Consider the following 14,168-nt stretch of genomic DNA (forward strand, 5'->3'; position numbering starts at 1 on the left):
GGGACGTTACAAGCCTACCGCCGCGGCACCTGCGCGGGTCGGCGCACCCGCTAGGCTTCCGCCGTCGTCCGTTCATGAACGCGGCGCCAGACCTCCGGCGCCAGCACCACGGCGATGCCGACGGCGGCCCCGATCACCGTTTCGATGATGCGGTCCCGGAGCAGGATGGCGGGCGGGGACGGAACCACCAGGAGGGTGGAAATCAGGGCGAGGGGTGTGACGAAAAGCTGGGCCAGCAGGTACTGGCGGATAATGAACATTTCCGCGCCGAACTGGCACAGCGCCATGACCAGCACCGTCTGCCAGGGTTCCAGGTTCAGCAGTACGATTCCGGCCAGGATCACCAGGCCCAGGACCGTGCCGATGATGCGCTGGACGCCGCGGCGGATGCGGTGGCGGGTGGTGTGTCCTACCAGCGGCACCACGGCCGCGACCATGGCCCAGTAGTTGTGCCCGAAGCCCAGGAGCTGGCCGGCCCAGGTGGCCAGGGTCCCGGCCAGGCCGGCGGCGACGAGGTAGCCGAGGCCCTCCAGCCAGGCGGCCCGTTTTTCGTTGGGCGTGCGGCGGACGGGCCTTGGCCGGATCCAGGGGGTCCGGTGGCTGGGGAGGATCCTGGAGGAGAAGCCCACCAGCAGGCAGAACACCGTGGTGAGGACGGCCACGAGCATGGCCTGCCACAGCGGAGGCTGGTTCGGAATGGAAGCGATCGCCGCGAACGCGAAGATGTGGAACAGCGAGCCGGCCGGACGCATCCGCCACCAGGAGATGATCAACGAGCAGGCGCCTGCCACCAGGGTGGTGGCGGGAACCAGGAGCCAGGCCGTGCCGGTTCCGTCCAGTTCAAGGGCCGCCGCCGCCCTCGCCGCCAGGGCGGCAAGGAGAATGACTGCGAGCATCAGCAGCCCGGCCCGCAGTTGCAGAGCGAACCTTGTCCCGTGGGGTTCGCCGCGGCCGTAGATCCCGGTGAACGCGCCGAAGGACGCGAAGATTGCCAGGTCCAGCCGGCCCAGCAGCACCAGCGTGAGGAGCGGTACGAAGACGCCCACGGCGCACCTCAGTGCGGGGTGGTGGTCCTTGTTGCCGGGACCAATGCTGAACATCTCAGCGAGCATCTTCACGAAAGGAACGCCTTCCTGCAGGTGGACTTCTGACGGGCGGCCGCGCTGACGTTCCTGCTAAATCCTACGTCGCGGCGCTCCGAAGCCGGCCCGGGCGTTCCCATGAATGGAACCGCGGGGCAACACCGCTGAAACAGCTCCCCGTGATGCTTGAGGCATGAAGCCCACCGCACCGAACACACCCGCGGCTGACTTGAGCTGTGAGGTCTGCGGCCTGATGCCCGAACCGCCCAAGGCGCGCCTGACCCTGGCCAACGTCGCAGTGATGCTGCCCGTCGAACTTCTGGTGCATGCCCTGGTGGTCGAAACCCGCCTGCCCTATGTGGCCAAGGTCCTGGTGCTCACCCTGACCGCCACGGTGCTGGTGATCTGGGTGGCCGAGCCGTCAGCTGCCCGGATGCTGCGCGGCTGGCTTCACGCCCCGGCGCTGCGCCACCGAAGGAAGCTGGGGGCGGCACCTGCGCTGTGGCGCGCCCGCACCGTCTTGCGCGACGAGCCCGGTTCCCTGCAGAAGGTCACCCAGGCGCTGGCCCGCAGCGGAATCAACATCCTGAGCATCCACGTGCATCCCGTGGCGGACGGGGTGTTGGACGAGTTTGTCCTCTCAGCCCCGGGGCACCTTGGCGAGCGCGGGCTCCTGGACGCGCTGCACGACGGCGGCGGGACACGCCCGCATGTCTGGCCGACCACCGCGTTGGCCATGGCGGACGGGCAGACCAGGGCCCTCAGCCTTGCGGCGCGGATCGCGGACGCACCGGACGAACTTCCGCTGGCGGTGGCGGAGCTGCTCCGGGCGCGGATCCTCACCCCGGCGGCCGCCGCCCTGGAAAAGGACGACGCCGGCACCCGGCTTAAGATCCCCACCGCATGGCACGGCCCCATCATCTTTGCCCGGCCCGGGGAACCGTTCACGCCGGCGGAATCAGCCCGGGCCCACCGGCTCGCAGAGCTCGCCGAAATCCTGTCGCACCGGCGGGCTGCCAGCACGCCCCCCTAGTTACATCCGGATGGTCAGGGCGCCCGGGTCCAGGGACATCAGGACGTGCTTGCCCTGCCCCTCGTGGTCACCGTCCAGCTGGTAGTCGTCATTGTGCTCCAAGGTGATTTCCACGGTCTTGCCCTGGAAGTACTCCACTGCGGTGTCCTTGCCCCGGCCCTTGCCGATCATTCCGGCCACCACCGAGAGCCAGCCCAGCCGGCCATGGTGGGGTGCCAGCACCGCCACGTCGAGCAACCCGTCATCCATCTTGGCTTCAGGGAAGATCTCCAGGCCGCCCTGGACCTTGCCGCAGTTGCCCACCATGACGCTGCGGACCCCGCGGCGCACGGCCGGCTGGCCGTCAATCACGATGGTTGCCTTGACAGGTTTGCCCGGCAGGTTGCGGATGCCTGCATCCACGTAGGCCAGCCAGCCCACCTTGTGCTTCAGCTCCTCGTCGGTGTCGGCCATGATGGTGGCGTCGTACCCCACGCCGGCCATTACCAGGAAGAGCTGCTCCTTCTCGGGGTCGCTCCGGCGGGCACGGACGACGTCGATCTTCCGCTCGGTGCCGGCGAACGCGCCGGCCATGGCGCCGTCGTAATCCGTGATATCCATGCCGAGGTTGCGGGCCAGCAGGTTGCCGGTGCCCAGGGGAAGCAAGCCCATGGGTATATCGCCTCCGGAGAGTACTTCGGCCACGCAGCGGACCGTCCCGTCGCCGCCGCCGGCGATGACGATGTCGGCCCCCTGCGCGAGGGCTTCCTTCGCCTGGCCGACGCCGGGGTCCTCCTTGGTGGTTTCGAACCAGAGCGTTTCGCCCCAGCCGTTTTCGGCGCTGTGCTTGGCTGCCAGTTCGCGCACATCGATGTCCACCGTCTTGGCCGGATTGATGATGATGGCTGCGCGTTGGGGGGCAGTGGAGCTGTGGGCAGTCATGGTGTCCTTCGGTGGCGAATGGAAAGGCTACTTCTGAAAGAAGACTAGCCTGACTGCCGAGGGCAGGTCAGCAGCCTGACGGCTACAGCGTTTTTACTGCTCCAAGAACCTGGGCGAGGGAGTCCTTGGCGTCGCCGAAGAGCAGGGACGTCTGGGGTTCGTACAGCAGGTCGTTCTCGATCCCGGCGAAGCCCGGCCGCATGGACCGTTTCAGGAACACCACCTGCCGGGCATCGGCAACTTCCAGGATGGGCATGCCGTAAATGGGCGACCCCGAGGAGGTCTTGGCCGCCGGGTTGACCACGTCATTGGCACCTACCACCAGCGCAACATCCGCGGTCTTGAACTGCGGGTTGATCTCGCCCATCTCCTTAAGCGATTCGTAGGGTACGTTGGCTTCGGCCAGGAGCACGTTCATGTGCCCGGGCATCCGGCCGGCCACGGGATGGATGGCAAAGTCCACCTCGATGCCCCGGGCCTCCAGCGCCTGGGCCAACTCTGCCGCCGTGTGCTGGCCCTGCGCCACGGCCAGGCCGTAGCCGGGAACGATGATCACGCGCTGCGCGTAGCCCAGGAGCACCGCCACGTCCTCAGCGCTGGAAGAGCGTACCGGACGCTCGCTTACGGCCGTCGATCCCGCCGTCGAACCTCCCCGGAAGGCGCCGAACAGGATCCCGGCAACGCTGCGGCCCATTGCCGCCGCCATGGCTCGGGTCAGGATGGTGCCCGAGGCGCCCACCAGCGTGCCCGCCACCACCAGCAGCACATTGCCCAGCACAACACCCGACGCCGCCACGGCCAGTCCGGTGAAGGCGTTCAGCAACGAGATGACGATGGGGACGTCCGCGCCGCCCACGGGCAGCACCAGCAGGATCCCGGCGGCAAGCCCCAGGACCAGGAGCAGCACCGCGAGCGCGGCGGAACCGGTGAGGATGACGGCTGCGCCGGCGGCCACCGCCGCGAGCAGCACCACTCCCATCACGGCCGGAAGCCCCTTGAACACCACGGGCCGTGTGGTCATCAGTTCCTGCAGCTTTGCGAAGGTGACCCCGGATCCGGCAAAGGAAACAGCACCCACCAGCAGGGTGAACACAATGGCGAGGCGGACCCAGGGATCGTCCGTATGGCTGAGTTCCAGGAGCGCCACCAGCGCCGCAGCACCGCCACCCACGCCGTTGAAGAGTGCCACCAGTTGCGGCATCTGCGTCATTTTGACCCGCCGGGCCACAGGCGCAGCCACCGCTGATCCCACGACTATCGCGGACAGGATCCACGGGATGTTCTCCAGCCGCGAGGACAGGAAGACGGTGACGACGGCGATCAGGGCACCGAGTGCGCCGATGAGGTTTCCCCGGCGGGCGGTGCGGGGTGAGCTGAGGCCGCGCAGCGCCAGGATGAAAAAGACGGCGGCCGCAAGATACAGGAGCGATGTCCACACGGGGTCGAGGAGGCTCATCTGCCTTCCACCTTCCCGGCCCCCTCTTTACGTGCCACTTGTTTGCGCGCATGGAACATGTGCAGCATCCGGTCGGTCACCACAAAACCTCCCACAAGGTTCGCGGTGGCCAGGACGACGGCGAGGAGGGCCACTGCGAGCACCCACGGGTCAGCTGCCTGGCCAGCCACGATAATGGCACCGACCAGGATGATGCCGTGGATGGCGTTGGCACCGGACATCAGCGGAGTGTGCAGGGTGCTGGAGACCTTGGAGACCACCTCGAAGCCCACAAACACCGCCAGGACCGTGATGGTCAGCAGGCTCATCCCGTCCATCACAGAACCCCTTCCTGCCGGGTCCTGGTCCTGGCGGCGAGGAGTTCGGCTGTTGGCTGGTGCCGGACCGAGCCGTCGTGTGTCAGGCAGGCGCCCGCCAGCACCTCGTCGCTGAAATCGGGCGCCAGCGCACCGTCCCGGATCATGAGGGCCAGCAGATTGGCGACGTTTTTCGCGTACAAGCGGGACGCGTCCGACGCCATCGCGGACGGTGCGTCCTTCAGTCCCACCAGCGTCACGTGGCCGGAGCCGTCGGCCGTGGGAACGGGAATGTCCTGCCCAGGTACCACCGCTTCAACGTTGCCGCCGGACTCGGCAGCCAGGTCCACGACGACTGACCCGGCCCGCATGCCCTGCACCATCTCAGTGGTGACCAGGAGCGGCGCGCGCCTGCCCGGGACGGCGGCCGTCGTGATCAGGACGTCGGCCTGGGCCACGTGCGGGGCGAGCAGCTGCCGCTGCCGGGTCCCGGCGTCGGAACTGAGCTGGCGGGCGTAGCCGCCCGCTGCTTCCGCGGTTTCCAGGTCCAGCCGGATGAACGTGCCGCCCATGGAGGCCACTTCATCTGCGGAGGCGGGCCGGATGTCGTTGGCGAAGACGCGGGCGCCGAGCCGTTTTGCGGTGCCAATGGCCTGAAGTCCGGCGACGCCCGCCCCCAGTACCAGGACGCGGGCGGGTGGCACGGTGCCGGCGGCGGTCATGTACAGCGGGAAAAACCGGGGCAACCGGATGGCCGCCTCCAGGACGCAGCGGTAGCCGGCCACCAGCGCCTGGGAGCTGAGGGCGTCCATGGACTGGGCGCGGGAGATGCGCGGCACGAGCTCAAGGGCGAAGGATGTGACGCCGGCGTCCGCGAGCGCCTGGACGGTGGGCAGTTCGGACGACGGCGAGGCGAGGCCTACCGTCACGGCGCCTCTTTTCAGGGACCCCGCGGCCTGTGGCTCAAGCGGCCGGACGTGCGTGAGGACATCCAGCTGGGATTCGTCGAGCTGCGGGACGATGTGCGCTCCGGCCCGGCGGTAGTCCGCGTCCGGGTGGCCGGCGGCCGCACCCGCGCCTGCCTCAAGGAGTATTTCCACGCCCAGCGCCACCAGTTGCTTCACCGTCTCCGGTGTGGCGGCCACCCGCCGTTCACCGTCACGGCGTTCCCGGGGTATGCCCACTTTCACCCGCCGACTCCCCTCGCTGCACGAGTGCGGGAGCGCCGCCCTGCCGGCCCATGCCTGGTTTCCCTGGATGCATGGGCTTCGCGGAGCGGCGCTGCTGCACGTAGTTGGCTTGAGTCTATGGCCCGTACCGCTGCCGCGGGAGTAGGGCGGCCGGCTTGGATGGCAAACAGTTACCTAATGGTTCCCCGGCTGCAGGCGGCTGCTGCGTTCCCCTCCGGCGAGCCGGTAGGAATCCTGCAGCAGTTCCTCAAGCAGCTCGGCATCGATCCGGTCCAGCCGTACCAGGACCAGCTGGGAAGAGCGATCGTGGTGGGGAGTCCAGAAGTAGGTTTCCGGTTCGGTTCCGGCCAGGGCCTCGCGCTCCTCCGTTTTGACCGTGAGGACCCCGGGCTCCCAGATCCGGGCCATCAGGGTTTTGGCGAACCATGCCGGCTGGCCCCAGCTCGGCCGCTCCGTGACCCCCGGCAGCGCGAGGGCAGCTTTCCGGACGTCATCCTCGGTAGCCATGTGCCACAGTCTGCCTTCGCGGCCGGTGCCGGGCAAGAGCCGGCGCCATGGAGTTAGCCCCGGGCGCTGAGGTCCGCGGAGACCAGTTTCGCCGTCGCCACGATCTCCTGCGCCACTGACGCCAGGTACGCCTCCGGGTCCGGCTGGGCCGCCACGGACTGTGCCTGGAGTGACACATTTACGGCGGCCACCACTTTGGGTCCGTCATAGACCGGTGCGGCCACCGACATCAGGCCCAGTTCCAGCTCCTGATCCAGGAGGCACCAGCCCTGGGCCCGCACGGTGTCCAGGACGGCCAGCAGCTCCTGGACGCTTCCCAGGGCGCGCGGGGTGAGCGGCTTGATGTCCGCAGCCGCCAGGTACGCCTTCAGGTCTGCGGGCGGCAGCCCGGCCAGGAGCACCCTGCCCATGGAGGTGGCATACGCCGGGAAGCGGGTGCCCACGGTGATGCCGACGTTCATGATCCGGCGGGTGGTGACCCGTGCGATGTAGGCAATGTCCGTGCCGTCCAGCACCGCGGCGGACGTGGACTCCCCCAGCTTCAGCGAGAGCTCCTCAAGGTGCGGCTGCGCCAGCTGGGGCAATGACAAGCCGGACAGGTACGCGTAGCCCAGCTGGAGGACCTTGGCCGTGAGGGCGAACGTCTTGCCGTCGGTCCGCACGTAGCCCAGTTCCACCAGGGTGTGCAGGAAGCGCCGCGCCGTAGCCCGGGTCAGGTCAGTCCGGGCTGCCACCTCTGTGAGGGTCATCACCGGATGCTCGGTATCGAACGCGCGGATGACGGCGAGCCCGCGGGCCAGCGACTGGACGTACTGGTCACTGGCCTGTGGGGCACCCGCTACTGCTGCGTCGGTCATGGTTATCAATCCTAGGGCCCGCCTTAGGCCGCCGGGGCTGCCTTCAGCGGGACGGGCACCAGCTCCTGCAGCTCCTCCAAGGAGCAGCCGAAGGTCTCACGGACCGTGACGCCGCCGGGGCCGGTGAGGAAGACCGCCTTGTCCGTGTACACGCGGGTGACGCAGCCGACCCCGGTGAGCGGGTAGGTGCAGGCTTCCACGATCTTGGACGCGCCTTCGCGGGTGAGCAGGGTCATCATCACGAAGACGTCCTTGGCGCCCGTGGCCAGGTCCATGGCACCGCCGACGGCGGGAATGGCACCCGGAGCGCCGGTGTGCCAGTTGGCCAGGTCGCCGGTAGCGGAAACCTGGAACGCGCCCAGCACGCAGATGTCCAGGTGCCCGCCGCGCATGATCGCGAAGGAGTCTGCATGGTGGAAGTACGCCGCTCCGGGGAGTTCGGTGACAGGGATCTTCCCGGCGTTGATGAGGTCGCCGTCGATCTCGTCTCCCTTGGCCTCCGGTCCCATGCCCAACATCCCGTTCTCGGTGTGGAGCGTGATGTTCTGTTCCTCGGTGAGGTAGTTGGAGACCAGGGTGGGCTGGCCGATGCCGAGGTTCACGAAGGATCCCGGGGCGATGTCTCGGGCCACCAGGCGGGCGAGGTCGTCCCGGCCCATGCCCGTCGCCGAGGTCTGGAGGGATGTTGCGGTGCTCATCTCAGGCCACCTTCTCTGCACTGCTGCCGGTTACGTGGACAATGCTGTTGACGTAAATTCCGGGGGTGACGATGTTCTCCGGATCCAGGCTTCCGGTGGGGACGATCTCGGAGACCTGGACGATGGTGTGCTTCGCGGCGGCGGCCATGATGGGGCCGAAATTGCGCGCGGTCTTGCGGTAGACGAGGTTGCCCTTGCCGTCGGCCTTGAGCGCCTTGATCAGGGCGACGTCCGCGTGGATGGGCGTTTCGAAGACCTGGCCGCGGCCGTCGATGATCCTGGTTTCCTTGCCCTCGGCCAGCATGGTGCCGTACCCGGTGGGGGTGAAGAACCCGCCGATCCCGGCCCCGGCGGCGCGGATCCGCTCGGCCAGGTTGCCCTGCGGCACGAGCTCCAGTTCGATCTCGCCGGCCTTGTACTTGGCGTCGAAGTGCCAGGAATCGGACTGCCGCGGGAAAGAACAGATCATTTTCCGCACCCGGCCTTCCTTGATCAGCAGCGCCAGGCCCTGGTCGCCCTGCCCGGCGTTGTTGTTCACCACGGTCAGGTCCTTCGCCCCGCAATCCATCAGCGCATCGATCAGTTCGAACGGCTGCCCGGCGTTGCCGAACCCGCCGATCATCACGGTGGAACCGTCCTTGATTCCGGCCACGGCCTCCTGGACCGAATCTACAAAGTTCAGCATTCGCCTACGCCTTTCGAGCAGTCACGTTTTCGAGCACAACAGCCAAACCCTGGCCCACCCCGATGCAGATCGCGGCGACACCCCAGCGCTCACCCGAGGCCTGCAGCGACCGGGCAAGGGTGCCCAGGATCCGGGTGCCGGAAGCACCCAGCGGGTGGCCCATCGCGATGGCGCCGCCGTGCCGGTTCACAATGGAGGGATCGATGCCCCAGGCGTTAATGCAGGCCAGGGATTGCGCGGCGAACGCTTCGTTGAGTTCGACGGCGCCCACCTGGTCCCAGCCGATCCCGGCCTTCGCCAGGGCCTTGTTCGCTGCCTCCACCGGGGCGAAACCGAAGTACTGCGGATCATTGCCGTGCGCGCCGCGGCCCGCGATGCGTGCCAGCGGCTCCAGCCCCAGCAGCCCGGCCGCACCCTCGGATCCGATCCAGGCCGCGGAGGCGCCGTCGGACAGGGGGGACGCGTTGCCCGCGGTGACCGTGCCGCCCACTTCGGCGCCCTCGGGATCATTCCGGAACACCGTCTTCAATGCAGCGAGTTTCTCCGCAGTGGAACCGGGGCGGATTCCCTCGTCCCGGACCAGGTCCGTGCCCGGAACCGGCGCGACGAGGTTGTCGTAAAAGCCCTCGTCCCAGGCGGCGGCGGACAGGTTGTGCGAATCGGCGGCGAACTGGTCCTGCGCCTGCCGGGTCACGCCGTACTTCTCGCGGAGCCGCTCGGTGGCTTCGCCCAGGGAGATGGTCCACTCCTTCGGCATCGCCTTGTTCACCAGGCGCCAGCCGAGCGTGGTCGAGGCCAGGGTCATGTCCCCGGCCGGGTAGGGCTTTTCCGTTTTGGGCAGCACCCACGGGGCCCGGGACATCGATTCGGCACCGCCCACCAGCACCAGGTCGGCATCGCCGGCGTTGATCTGGCGGGAGGCGATGATCGCGGCGTCCAGGGAAGAGCCGCAGAGCCGGTTGACCGTGGTCCCGGGAATCGACACCGGAAGCCCGGCCAGCAGCGTGCCCATCCGGGCGATGTTGCGGTTCTCCTCGCCGGCGCCGTTGGCGTTGCCGAACACCACCTCATCGATCCGCTCGGGGTCCAGGGCGGGGGCGCGCTTCACGGACTCCTTAATGACGTGCGCAGCGAGATCGTCCGGGCGGACACCGGCGAGGCCGGAGCCGAACTTCCCGAAAGGGGTGCGCACGGCGTCGTACACAAAAGCCTGGTTCATGGGGTTGTATCCATTCCGGTGTTGTCCATTTCATGGAACACCTGCTGGGCCGTTTTGAAGGCGGTGTTGGCGGAGGGGACCCCGCAGTAAATGGCGGTCTGCAGCAGGATCTCCTTGATCTCGTCCCTGCTGAGGCCGTTGGTGAGGGCCGCGCGGATGTGCATGGCCAGCTCGTCCCAGTGCCCGTGCGCCACCATCGCGGTAATGGTGACGGCGGAGCGCATCTGCCGGGTCAGGCCCGGGCGGGTCCAGATGCCGCCCCACGCGATCCGCGTGATCATGTCCTGGAAGTCCTCCGTGAAGCCGTCCTTGGTGGCGTTGGCCCGGTCCACGTGGGCGTCGCCCAGGACTTCGCGGCGGACCTTCATGCCGCCGTCGTAAATTTCCTGGCTGGTGGCGCCGGGCTGGACCACGCCGTGCCGCTCACCGCCGGGCTGAGGGCCGCTCATGCGCTTGCTCCCCGTGACTCAGCCCAGGAGAGAAGACCGAGCATCAGCTCGGCAACGTGGGCCGGCGCCTCGGCAGGAGCGAGGTGGGCCACGCCCTCGAGGGTGACGGCGGTGGCGGTGCCGCCGCCGGCGGTAATGCCCGCTGCCACTTCCTCGGCGAGCGACGGCGGGGCCACCCCATCCAGGGCACCTGCGATCACCTGCGTGGGGACCCGGATACTGCCCAGTTCCCCACGGACGTCGAAGGCCGCCAGCGCTTCGCAGCAGAACGCGTAGCTGAAGCGGTCGGCGTCGCGCAGGGCGTGGAGGAGCCTGCTGCTGAGATCTGGCTCGCGGTCCATAAAACCTGGGGCGAACCAGCGCTGCGCGGAACCCTGGATCATCACCGGTGTGCCCTGGCCGCGGACGGTTTCGGCACGTTCCAGCCAGCCCTCGGGCGTGCCGAGTTTGGCGCCGCTGCACTGAACGGACAGGCTCTTGAGCCGTTCGCCGTGTTTGATGCCCAGCTGCAGGCCGGTGGCGCCGCCGAGGGAGACGCCGGCGTAGTGGAAGGACTCACCGGGGGCGATGGAGTCGACCAGGTCCACCACGGCTTCAGCCAACGCCGCGACGTCGAACGGTTCGGTTGCGGCAGGTGAGACCCCATGGCCGGGCAGGTCCCAGGCAACGACGTCGAAGTCGTTGCCCAGCAGGGTTGCGGTCCTGTTCCACAGGATGGTGGAGGTGCCCAGGGACGGGCCCACCACCAGCAGGGGGTGCTCGCCCAGGGCCCGCTGGGGCGACAGGAGGGCGGCTTTCAAGGCAGGTTTAGCCACGGCGGGCTCCGTTCGCGTCGGTTTCTGCAGATGCTGTGGGGAGGAATTCCGGGTAGGCGGCAAGGATGCGCCGGGCGATCCCGGCGGCCTCGCCCAGGTAGCTGGCCGGGCTGAGGAGATCCTCGAGCCGGAGATCGGGAATCGCCCCGGGCGGGACGGCTTCCCGGAGCAGTTTGCGGTACGTGGCTGCCTGCTCGGCGGGTGGTGCCTGCAGGGTCTGGTCCACGACGGCCTGCAGCTGCTGCTTGCCGTTGCGGCCGTCCTTGTCCTCAAGCAGGGGCGCCACGGCGGCGCCCACGCCTTCGGCCAGGAGCAGCGGACCGGCGAGGTCCAGGTTGCGGCGCATGACATCCGGGAAAACCTGCAGCCCCTCGGCGAGCTCCCGAACGTGCCCTGCTGCGCCAAGTGCCAGGGCCAAGAGCTGCCGGACTGCAGGCCACTCGCTGTGCCAGGCGCCGTCCGGGCGCTCGTCGTTGAAGTTCGCGGCGGCCAGGTGCAGTTGGGCCACCAGCTGGGGTGCCTGGAGTGCTGCGCTGCGTACCAGCACCGACAGCACCGGGTTCTGCTTCTGCGGCATGGCCGAGGAAACGCCACGGCCCGCCGCGCGCGGTTCGGCCAGCTCGCCGACCTCCGGCCGGCTCAGGAACAGGACATCCGCGGCGATTTTCCCGAACGCATCCAGCACGGCTGCGAGGGCATGGCCCAATGACGTGATAACCAAGCGGTTGGTGTGCCAGGGAGCGCGCGCGGAGGCGAGGCCCAACTGGGCGGCCAGGGCGTCGGCAAGGCTAAAGGGCGTTGCCGGCGAGCCGGAGGTGAGGACGGTTCCGGCCGCCAGGGTACCGGCAGCACCGCCGAACTGGACCGGAAGTGCCAGCCCTTCCAACTGCCGTCCCGCGGCTGCGACGCCGTGGAACCACTGGGCCGCCCGGAGCCCTAACGTGAACGGCAGGGAATGCTGGGTCAGGCTCCTGCCCACGCACAGCGTGTCCGCGTGGCGCTCCGTCAAGGCGGCGAGCGCCGTCGTCGTGCCTTTCAGGTCGGCGAGCAGTGCCTCGATGGTGTTCCGGGCCACCAGCATCAACGCTGTATCCAGCACGTCCTGGCTGGTGAGCGAGGCGTGGACCGCTTTACCGGCCCCGATGTTGGCGGCGTCGAGTGCCGAGACGTGCTTGCGGAGGTCGGCCAGGAGCGGGATCACGGGGTTGCCGCCGCCCTGCGCCCGGCGGGCGATATCGGCGGGATCGTAGCGTCCCGCCTCCGCGGCAGAGGCCACGACGGCGGCGGAACCGGCAGGCGCCAGGCCCGCCTTCTCCAGCACGGCAGCCCAGCCGGCCTCGACGGCGAGGATCGCCGCGAGCACCGCCCTGTCCCCCGTCAGCGCCGCCACCAAAGGCGACGCCGAGACAGGGCCGAGCAGGCCGACGTCGCCGTCCGCACCGAAAGCGGCGGCTCCGCTAGCACCGGCCACGCCCGCTGAGCTGGCCGCCTCAGTCACTGGAAGTCCAGGAAGACTGTCTCGCCCTCACCCTGAAGGCGGATGTCAAAGGTGAGTCCGCCGTCGGGATCGCGGCGCGCGATGAGCGTCTTGCGGCGCTCGGGGTCCAGCGAGCTGAGCAGCGGGTCGTTGGCCAGTGCTTCCTCGTTCTCCGGAAGGTAGATCCGGGTGAAGAGCCGGTTGGTCAGGCCGCGGGCAAAGATGGCCACCGAGATGAACGGCGCGGCGCCCGGCTTGGTGGGGCCCGGGTTGACCGTGGTGAACGTGTACACCCCGCTGTAGCCTACGGAGCCGCGGCCCCAGCCGGTGAAGGTGTAACCGTCGCGGACCAGGGACCCGGTCTTCTGGACGATGTTGCCCTCGGCGTCGGGCTGCCAGATTTCCAGGATCGCGTCCGGAACGGTCTCGCCGGCGCCGTCGTACACGGTGCCCTGGAGCCGGATGGATCCGGGCGAGCCGGGGGCCAGGAGTTCGTTGTCCTTCTCGAAGGGCAGCGCGTAGCCGTAGAACGGGCCAACGGTCTGGCCGGGGGTGGGGACAAGCTGCGTGGTCTGGTTGCTCATGTTCCTATTCCTCGTCACCCTCTGCGCCCAGCGCTTCGTTTTCGGTCCACGTCCGCTTGGGACCGGTCAGGACGATGTCCCAGTTGTAGCCAAGCGCCCACTCCGGCTCGGTGAGGTTGTGGTCGTAGTTGGCCACCAGCCGGTCGCGGGCGTCCTGGTCCACGATGGTCTGGTAAATCGGATCCAGCGGGAAGAGCTGGTCGCCGGGGAAGTACATCTGGGTGATGATCCGCTGGGTGAATTCGGTGCCGAACAGCGAAAAGTGGATGTGCGCGGGCCGCCAGGCGTTGAGGTGGTTCTTCCACGGGTAGGCGCCGGGTTTGATGGTGGTGAACCGGTAGGAGCCGTCGGGGCCGGTGATGCAGCGGCCGATGCCCGTGAAGTTGGGGTCGATCGGTGCGGGGTGCTGGTCGCGCTTGTGGATGTAGCGGCCGGAGGCGTTGGCCTGCCAGATCTCCACCAGCTGGCCTGCCACCGGGCGGCCGTTTCCGTCCAGCACCTTGCCCGCCACGATGATCCGCTCGCCCTGCGGCTCGCCGTTGTGCTGGATGGTCAGGTCCGATTCCAGGGCGTGCACGTCCTGGTGGCCGAACGCCGGGGAGTACAGCTCGATGGTCTCCGGGTCCGCATGGTGCAGGCTCTTGGTGGGGTGCCTCAGAATGCTGCTGCGGTAGGGCGGGTAGTCCAGCCGGGGCTGGGTCTCGGCTGTGGCGCCGTCCTTTAGGGCGCGCGCGTAGGCGTCGGCCAGGCCATTGATCTCTGCGCTGAGGTCAGCCTGGGTCTCGACGGCGCGGTTTAGGGGCAGGTGCGCTGCGTGGGGTTCGGCGGCCGGTACGAGCTCGTCGGCTTCAAGCTGGGCGTTGATGTCCTGCGGCACGGCTGGCTCCTTTCGTGGGTGG

The 14,168-nt window shown here is 68.5% G+C and carries 16 protein-coding genes; 1 reads left to right on the plus strand and 15 read right to left on the minus strand.

Going from position 1 to position 14,168, the window contains the following annotated elements; translation table 11 throughout:
- Window positions 1-50: 50 nt before the first annotated feature.
- Entirely contained in the window at window positions 51-1,118 is a 1,068-nt protein-coding gene (locus tag M1D32_RS19540) for an FUSC family protein (protein ID WP_458780250.1), read from the minus strand.
- Window positions 1,119-1,275: 157 nt separating this feature from the next.
- On the opposite strand from M1D32_RS19540, the gene M1D32_RS19545 reads away from it, so the two are divergent.
- Entirely contained in the window at window positions 1,276-2,115 is an 840-nt protein-coding gene (locus M1D32_RS19545; RefSeq protein WP_458780251.1) for an ACT domain-containing protein, read from the plus strand.
- Here the strand turns inward: M1D32_RS19545 and M1D32_RS19550 are convergent, their stop codons facing one another.
- From M1D32_RS19550 to pcaH, 14 genes are all read right to left on the minus strand, one after another.
- The gene (locus M1D32_RS19550) at window positions 2,116-3,036 is read right to left on the minus strand and encodes a diacylglycerol/lipid kinase family protein (protein WP_458780252.1); all 921 of its coding nucleotides are present in this window, start codon (window positions 3,034-3,036) and stop codon (window positions 2,116-2,118) included.
- Window positions 3,037-3,118: 82 nt separating this feature from the next.
- On the minus strand, window positions 3,119-4,492 hold the full coding sequence (locus tag M1D32_RS19555; protein ID WP_458780253.1) for an NAD(P)(+) transhydrogenase (Re/Si-specific) subunit beta: 1,374 nt from the start codon (window positions 4,490-4,492) through the stop codon (window positions 3,119-3,121).
- A complete protein-coding gene (locus M1D32_RS19560) occupies window positions 4,489-4,809 on the minus strand; it encodes an NAD(P) transhydrogenase subunit alpha part 2 (protein WP_458780254.1) in 321 nt (106 codons plus the stop codon). The genes M1D32_RS19555 and M1D32_RS19560 overlap by 4 nt, the downstream gene beginning before the upstream one ends.
- On the minus strand, window positions 4,809-5,978 hold the full coding sequence (locus tag M1D32_RS19565; RefSeq protein WP_458780255.1) for a Re/Si-specific NAD(P)(+) transhydrogenase subunit alpha: 1,170 nt from the start codon (window positions 5,976-5,978) through the stop codon (window positions 4,809-4,811). Before M1D32_RS19565 ends, M1D32_RS19560 begins: the two co-directional genes overlap by 1 nt.
- Before the next feature lie 174 nt (window positions 5,979-6,152).
- On the minus strand, window positions 6,153-6,485 hold the full coding sequence (locus M1D32_RS19570) for an MmcQ/YjbR family DNA-binding protein (RefSeq protein ID WP_458780256.1): 333 nt from the start codon (window positions 6,483-6,485) through the stop codon (window positions 6,153-6,155).
- Between the two features lie 53 nt (window positions 6,486-6,538).
- The gene (locus M1D32_RS19575; protein ID WP_458780257.1) at window positions 6,539-7,342 is read right to left on the minus strand and encodes an IclR family transcriptional regulator domain-containing protein; all 804 of its coding nucleotides are present in this window, start codon (window positions 7,340-7,342) and stop codon (window positions 6,539-6,541) included.
- Between the two features lie 23 nt (window positions 7,343-7,365).
- Complete coding sequence (locus tag M1D32_RS19580; protein WP_458780258.1) at window positions 7,366-8,040, minus strand: 3-oxoacid CoA-transferase subunit B; 675 nt, start codon at window positions 8,038-8,040, stop codon at window positions 7,366-7,368.
- A 1-nt stretch (window position 8,041) separates the two neighbouring features.
- Window positions 8,042-8,725, minus strand: coding sequence for a 3-oxoacid CoA-transferase subunit A (locus M1D32_RS19585; RefSeq protein WP_458780259.1), 684 nt, complete (start codon window positions 8,723-8,725; stop codon window positions 8,042-8,044).
- A gap of 4 nt (window positions 8,726-8,729) precedes the next feature.
- Window positions 8,730-9,944, minus strand: coding sequence for a thiolase family protein (locus M1D32_RS19590; protein WP_458780260.1), 1,215 nt, complete (start codon window positions 9,942-9,944; stop codon window positions 8,730-8,732).
- Window positions 9,941-10,393 (minus strand): 4-carboxymuconolactone decarboxylase, encoded by a 453-nt coding sequence (gene pcaC / locus M1D32_RS19595; protein WP_458780261.1) that lies wholly within the window; start codon window positions 10,391-10,393, stop codon window positions 9,941-9,943. The genes M1D32_RS19590 and pcaC overlap by 4 nt, the downstream gene beginning before the upstream one ends.
- Complete coding sequence (locus tag M1D32_RS19600; RefSeq protein ID WP_458780262.1) at window positions 10,390-11,208, minus strand: alpha/beta fold hydrolase; 819 nt, start codon at window positions 11,206-11,208, stop codon at window positions 10,390-10,392. The genes pcaC and M1D32_RS19600 overlap by 4 nt, the downstream gene beginning before the upstream one ends.
- Complete coding sequence (locus M1D32_RS19605; protein WP_458782241.1) at window positions 11,201-12,679, minus strand: lyase family protein; 1,479 nt, start codon at window positions 12,677-12,679, stop codon at window positions 11,201-11,203. Before M1D32_RS19605 ends, M1D32_RS19600 begins: the two co-directional genes overlap by 8 nt.
- A gap of 23 nt (window positions 12,680-12,702) precedes the next feature.
- Window positions 12,703-13,269 carry a protocatechuate 3,4-dioxygenase subunit alpha gene (gene pcaG, locus M1D32_RS19610; protein WP_458780263.1) on the minus strand — a complete coding sequence of 189 codons (567 nt, stop codon included), beginning with the start codon at window positions 13,267-13,269 and terminating at the stop codon, window positions 12,703-12,705.
- Between the two features lie 4 nt (window positions 13,270-13,273).
- Window positions 13,274-14,146, minus strand: a complete 873-nt coding sequence (gene pcaH / locus M1D32_RS19615; protein WP_458780264.1) for a protocatechuate 3,4-dioxygenase subunit beta — start codon at window positions 14,144-14,146, stop codon at window positions 13,274-13,276.
- Window positions 14,147-14,168: the final 22 nt, after the last annotated feature.

The sequence above is a fragment of the Arthrobacter sp. D3-16 genome (assembly GCF_054408515.1).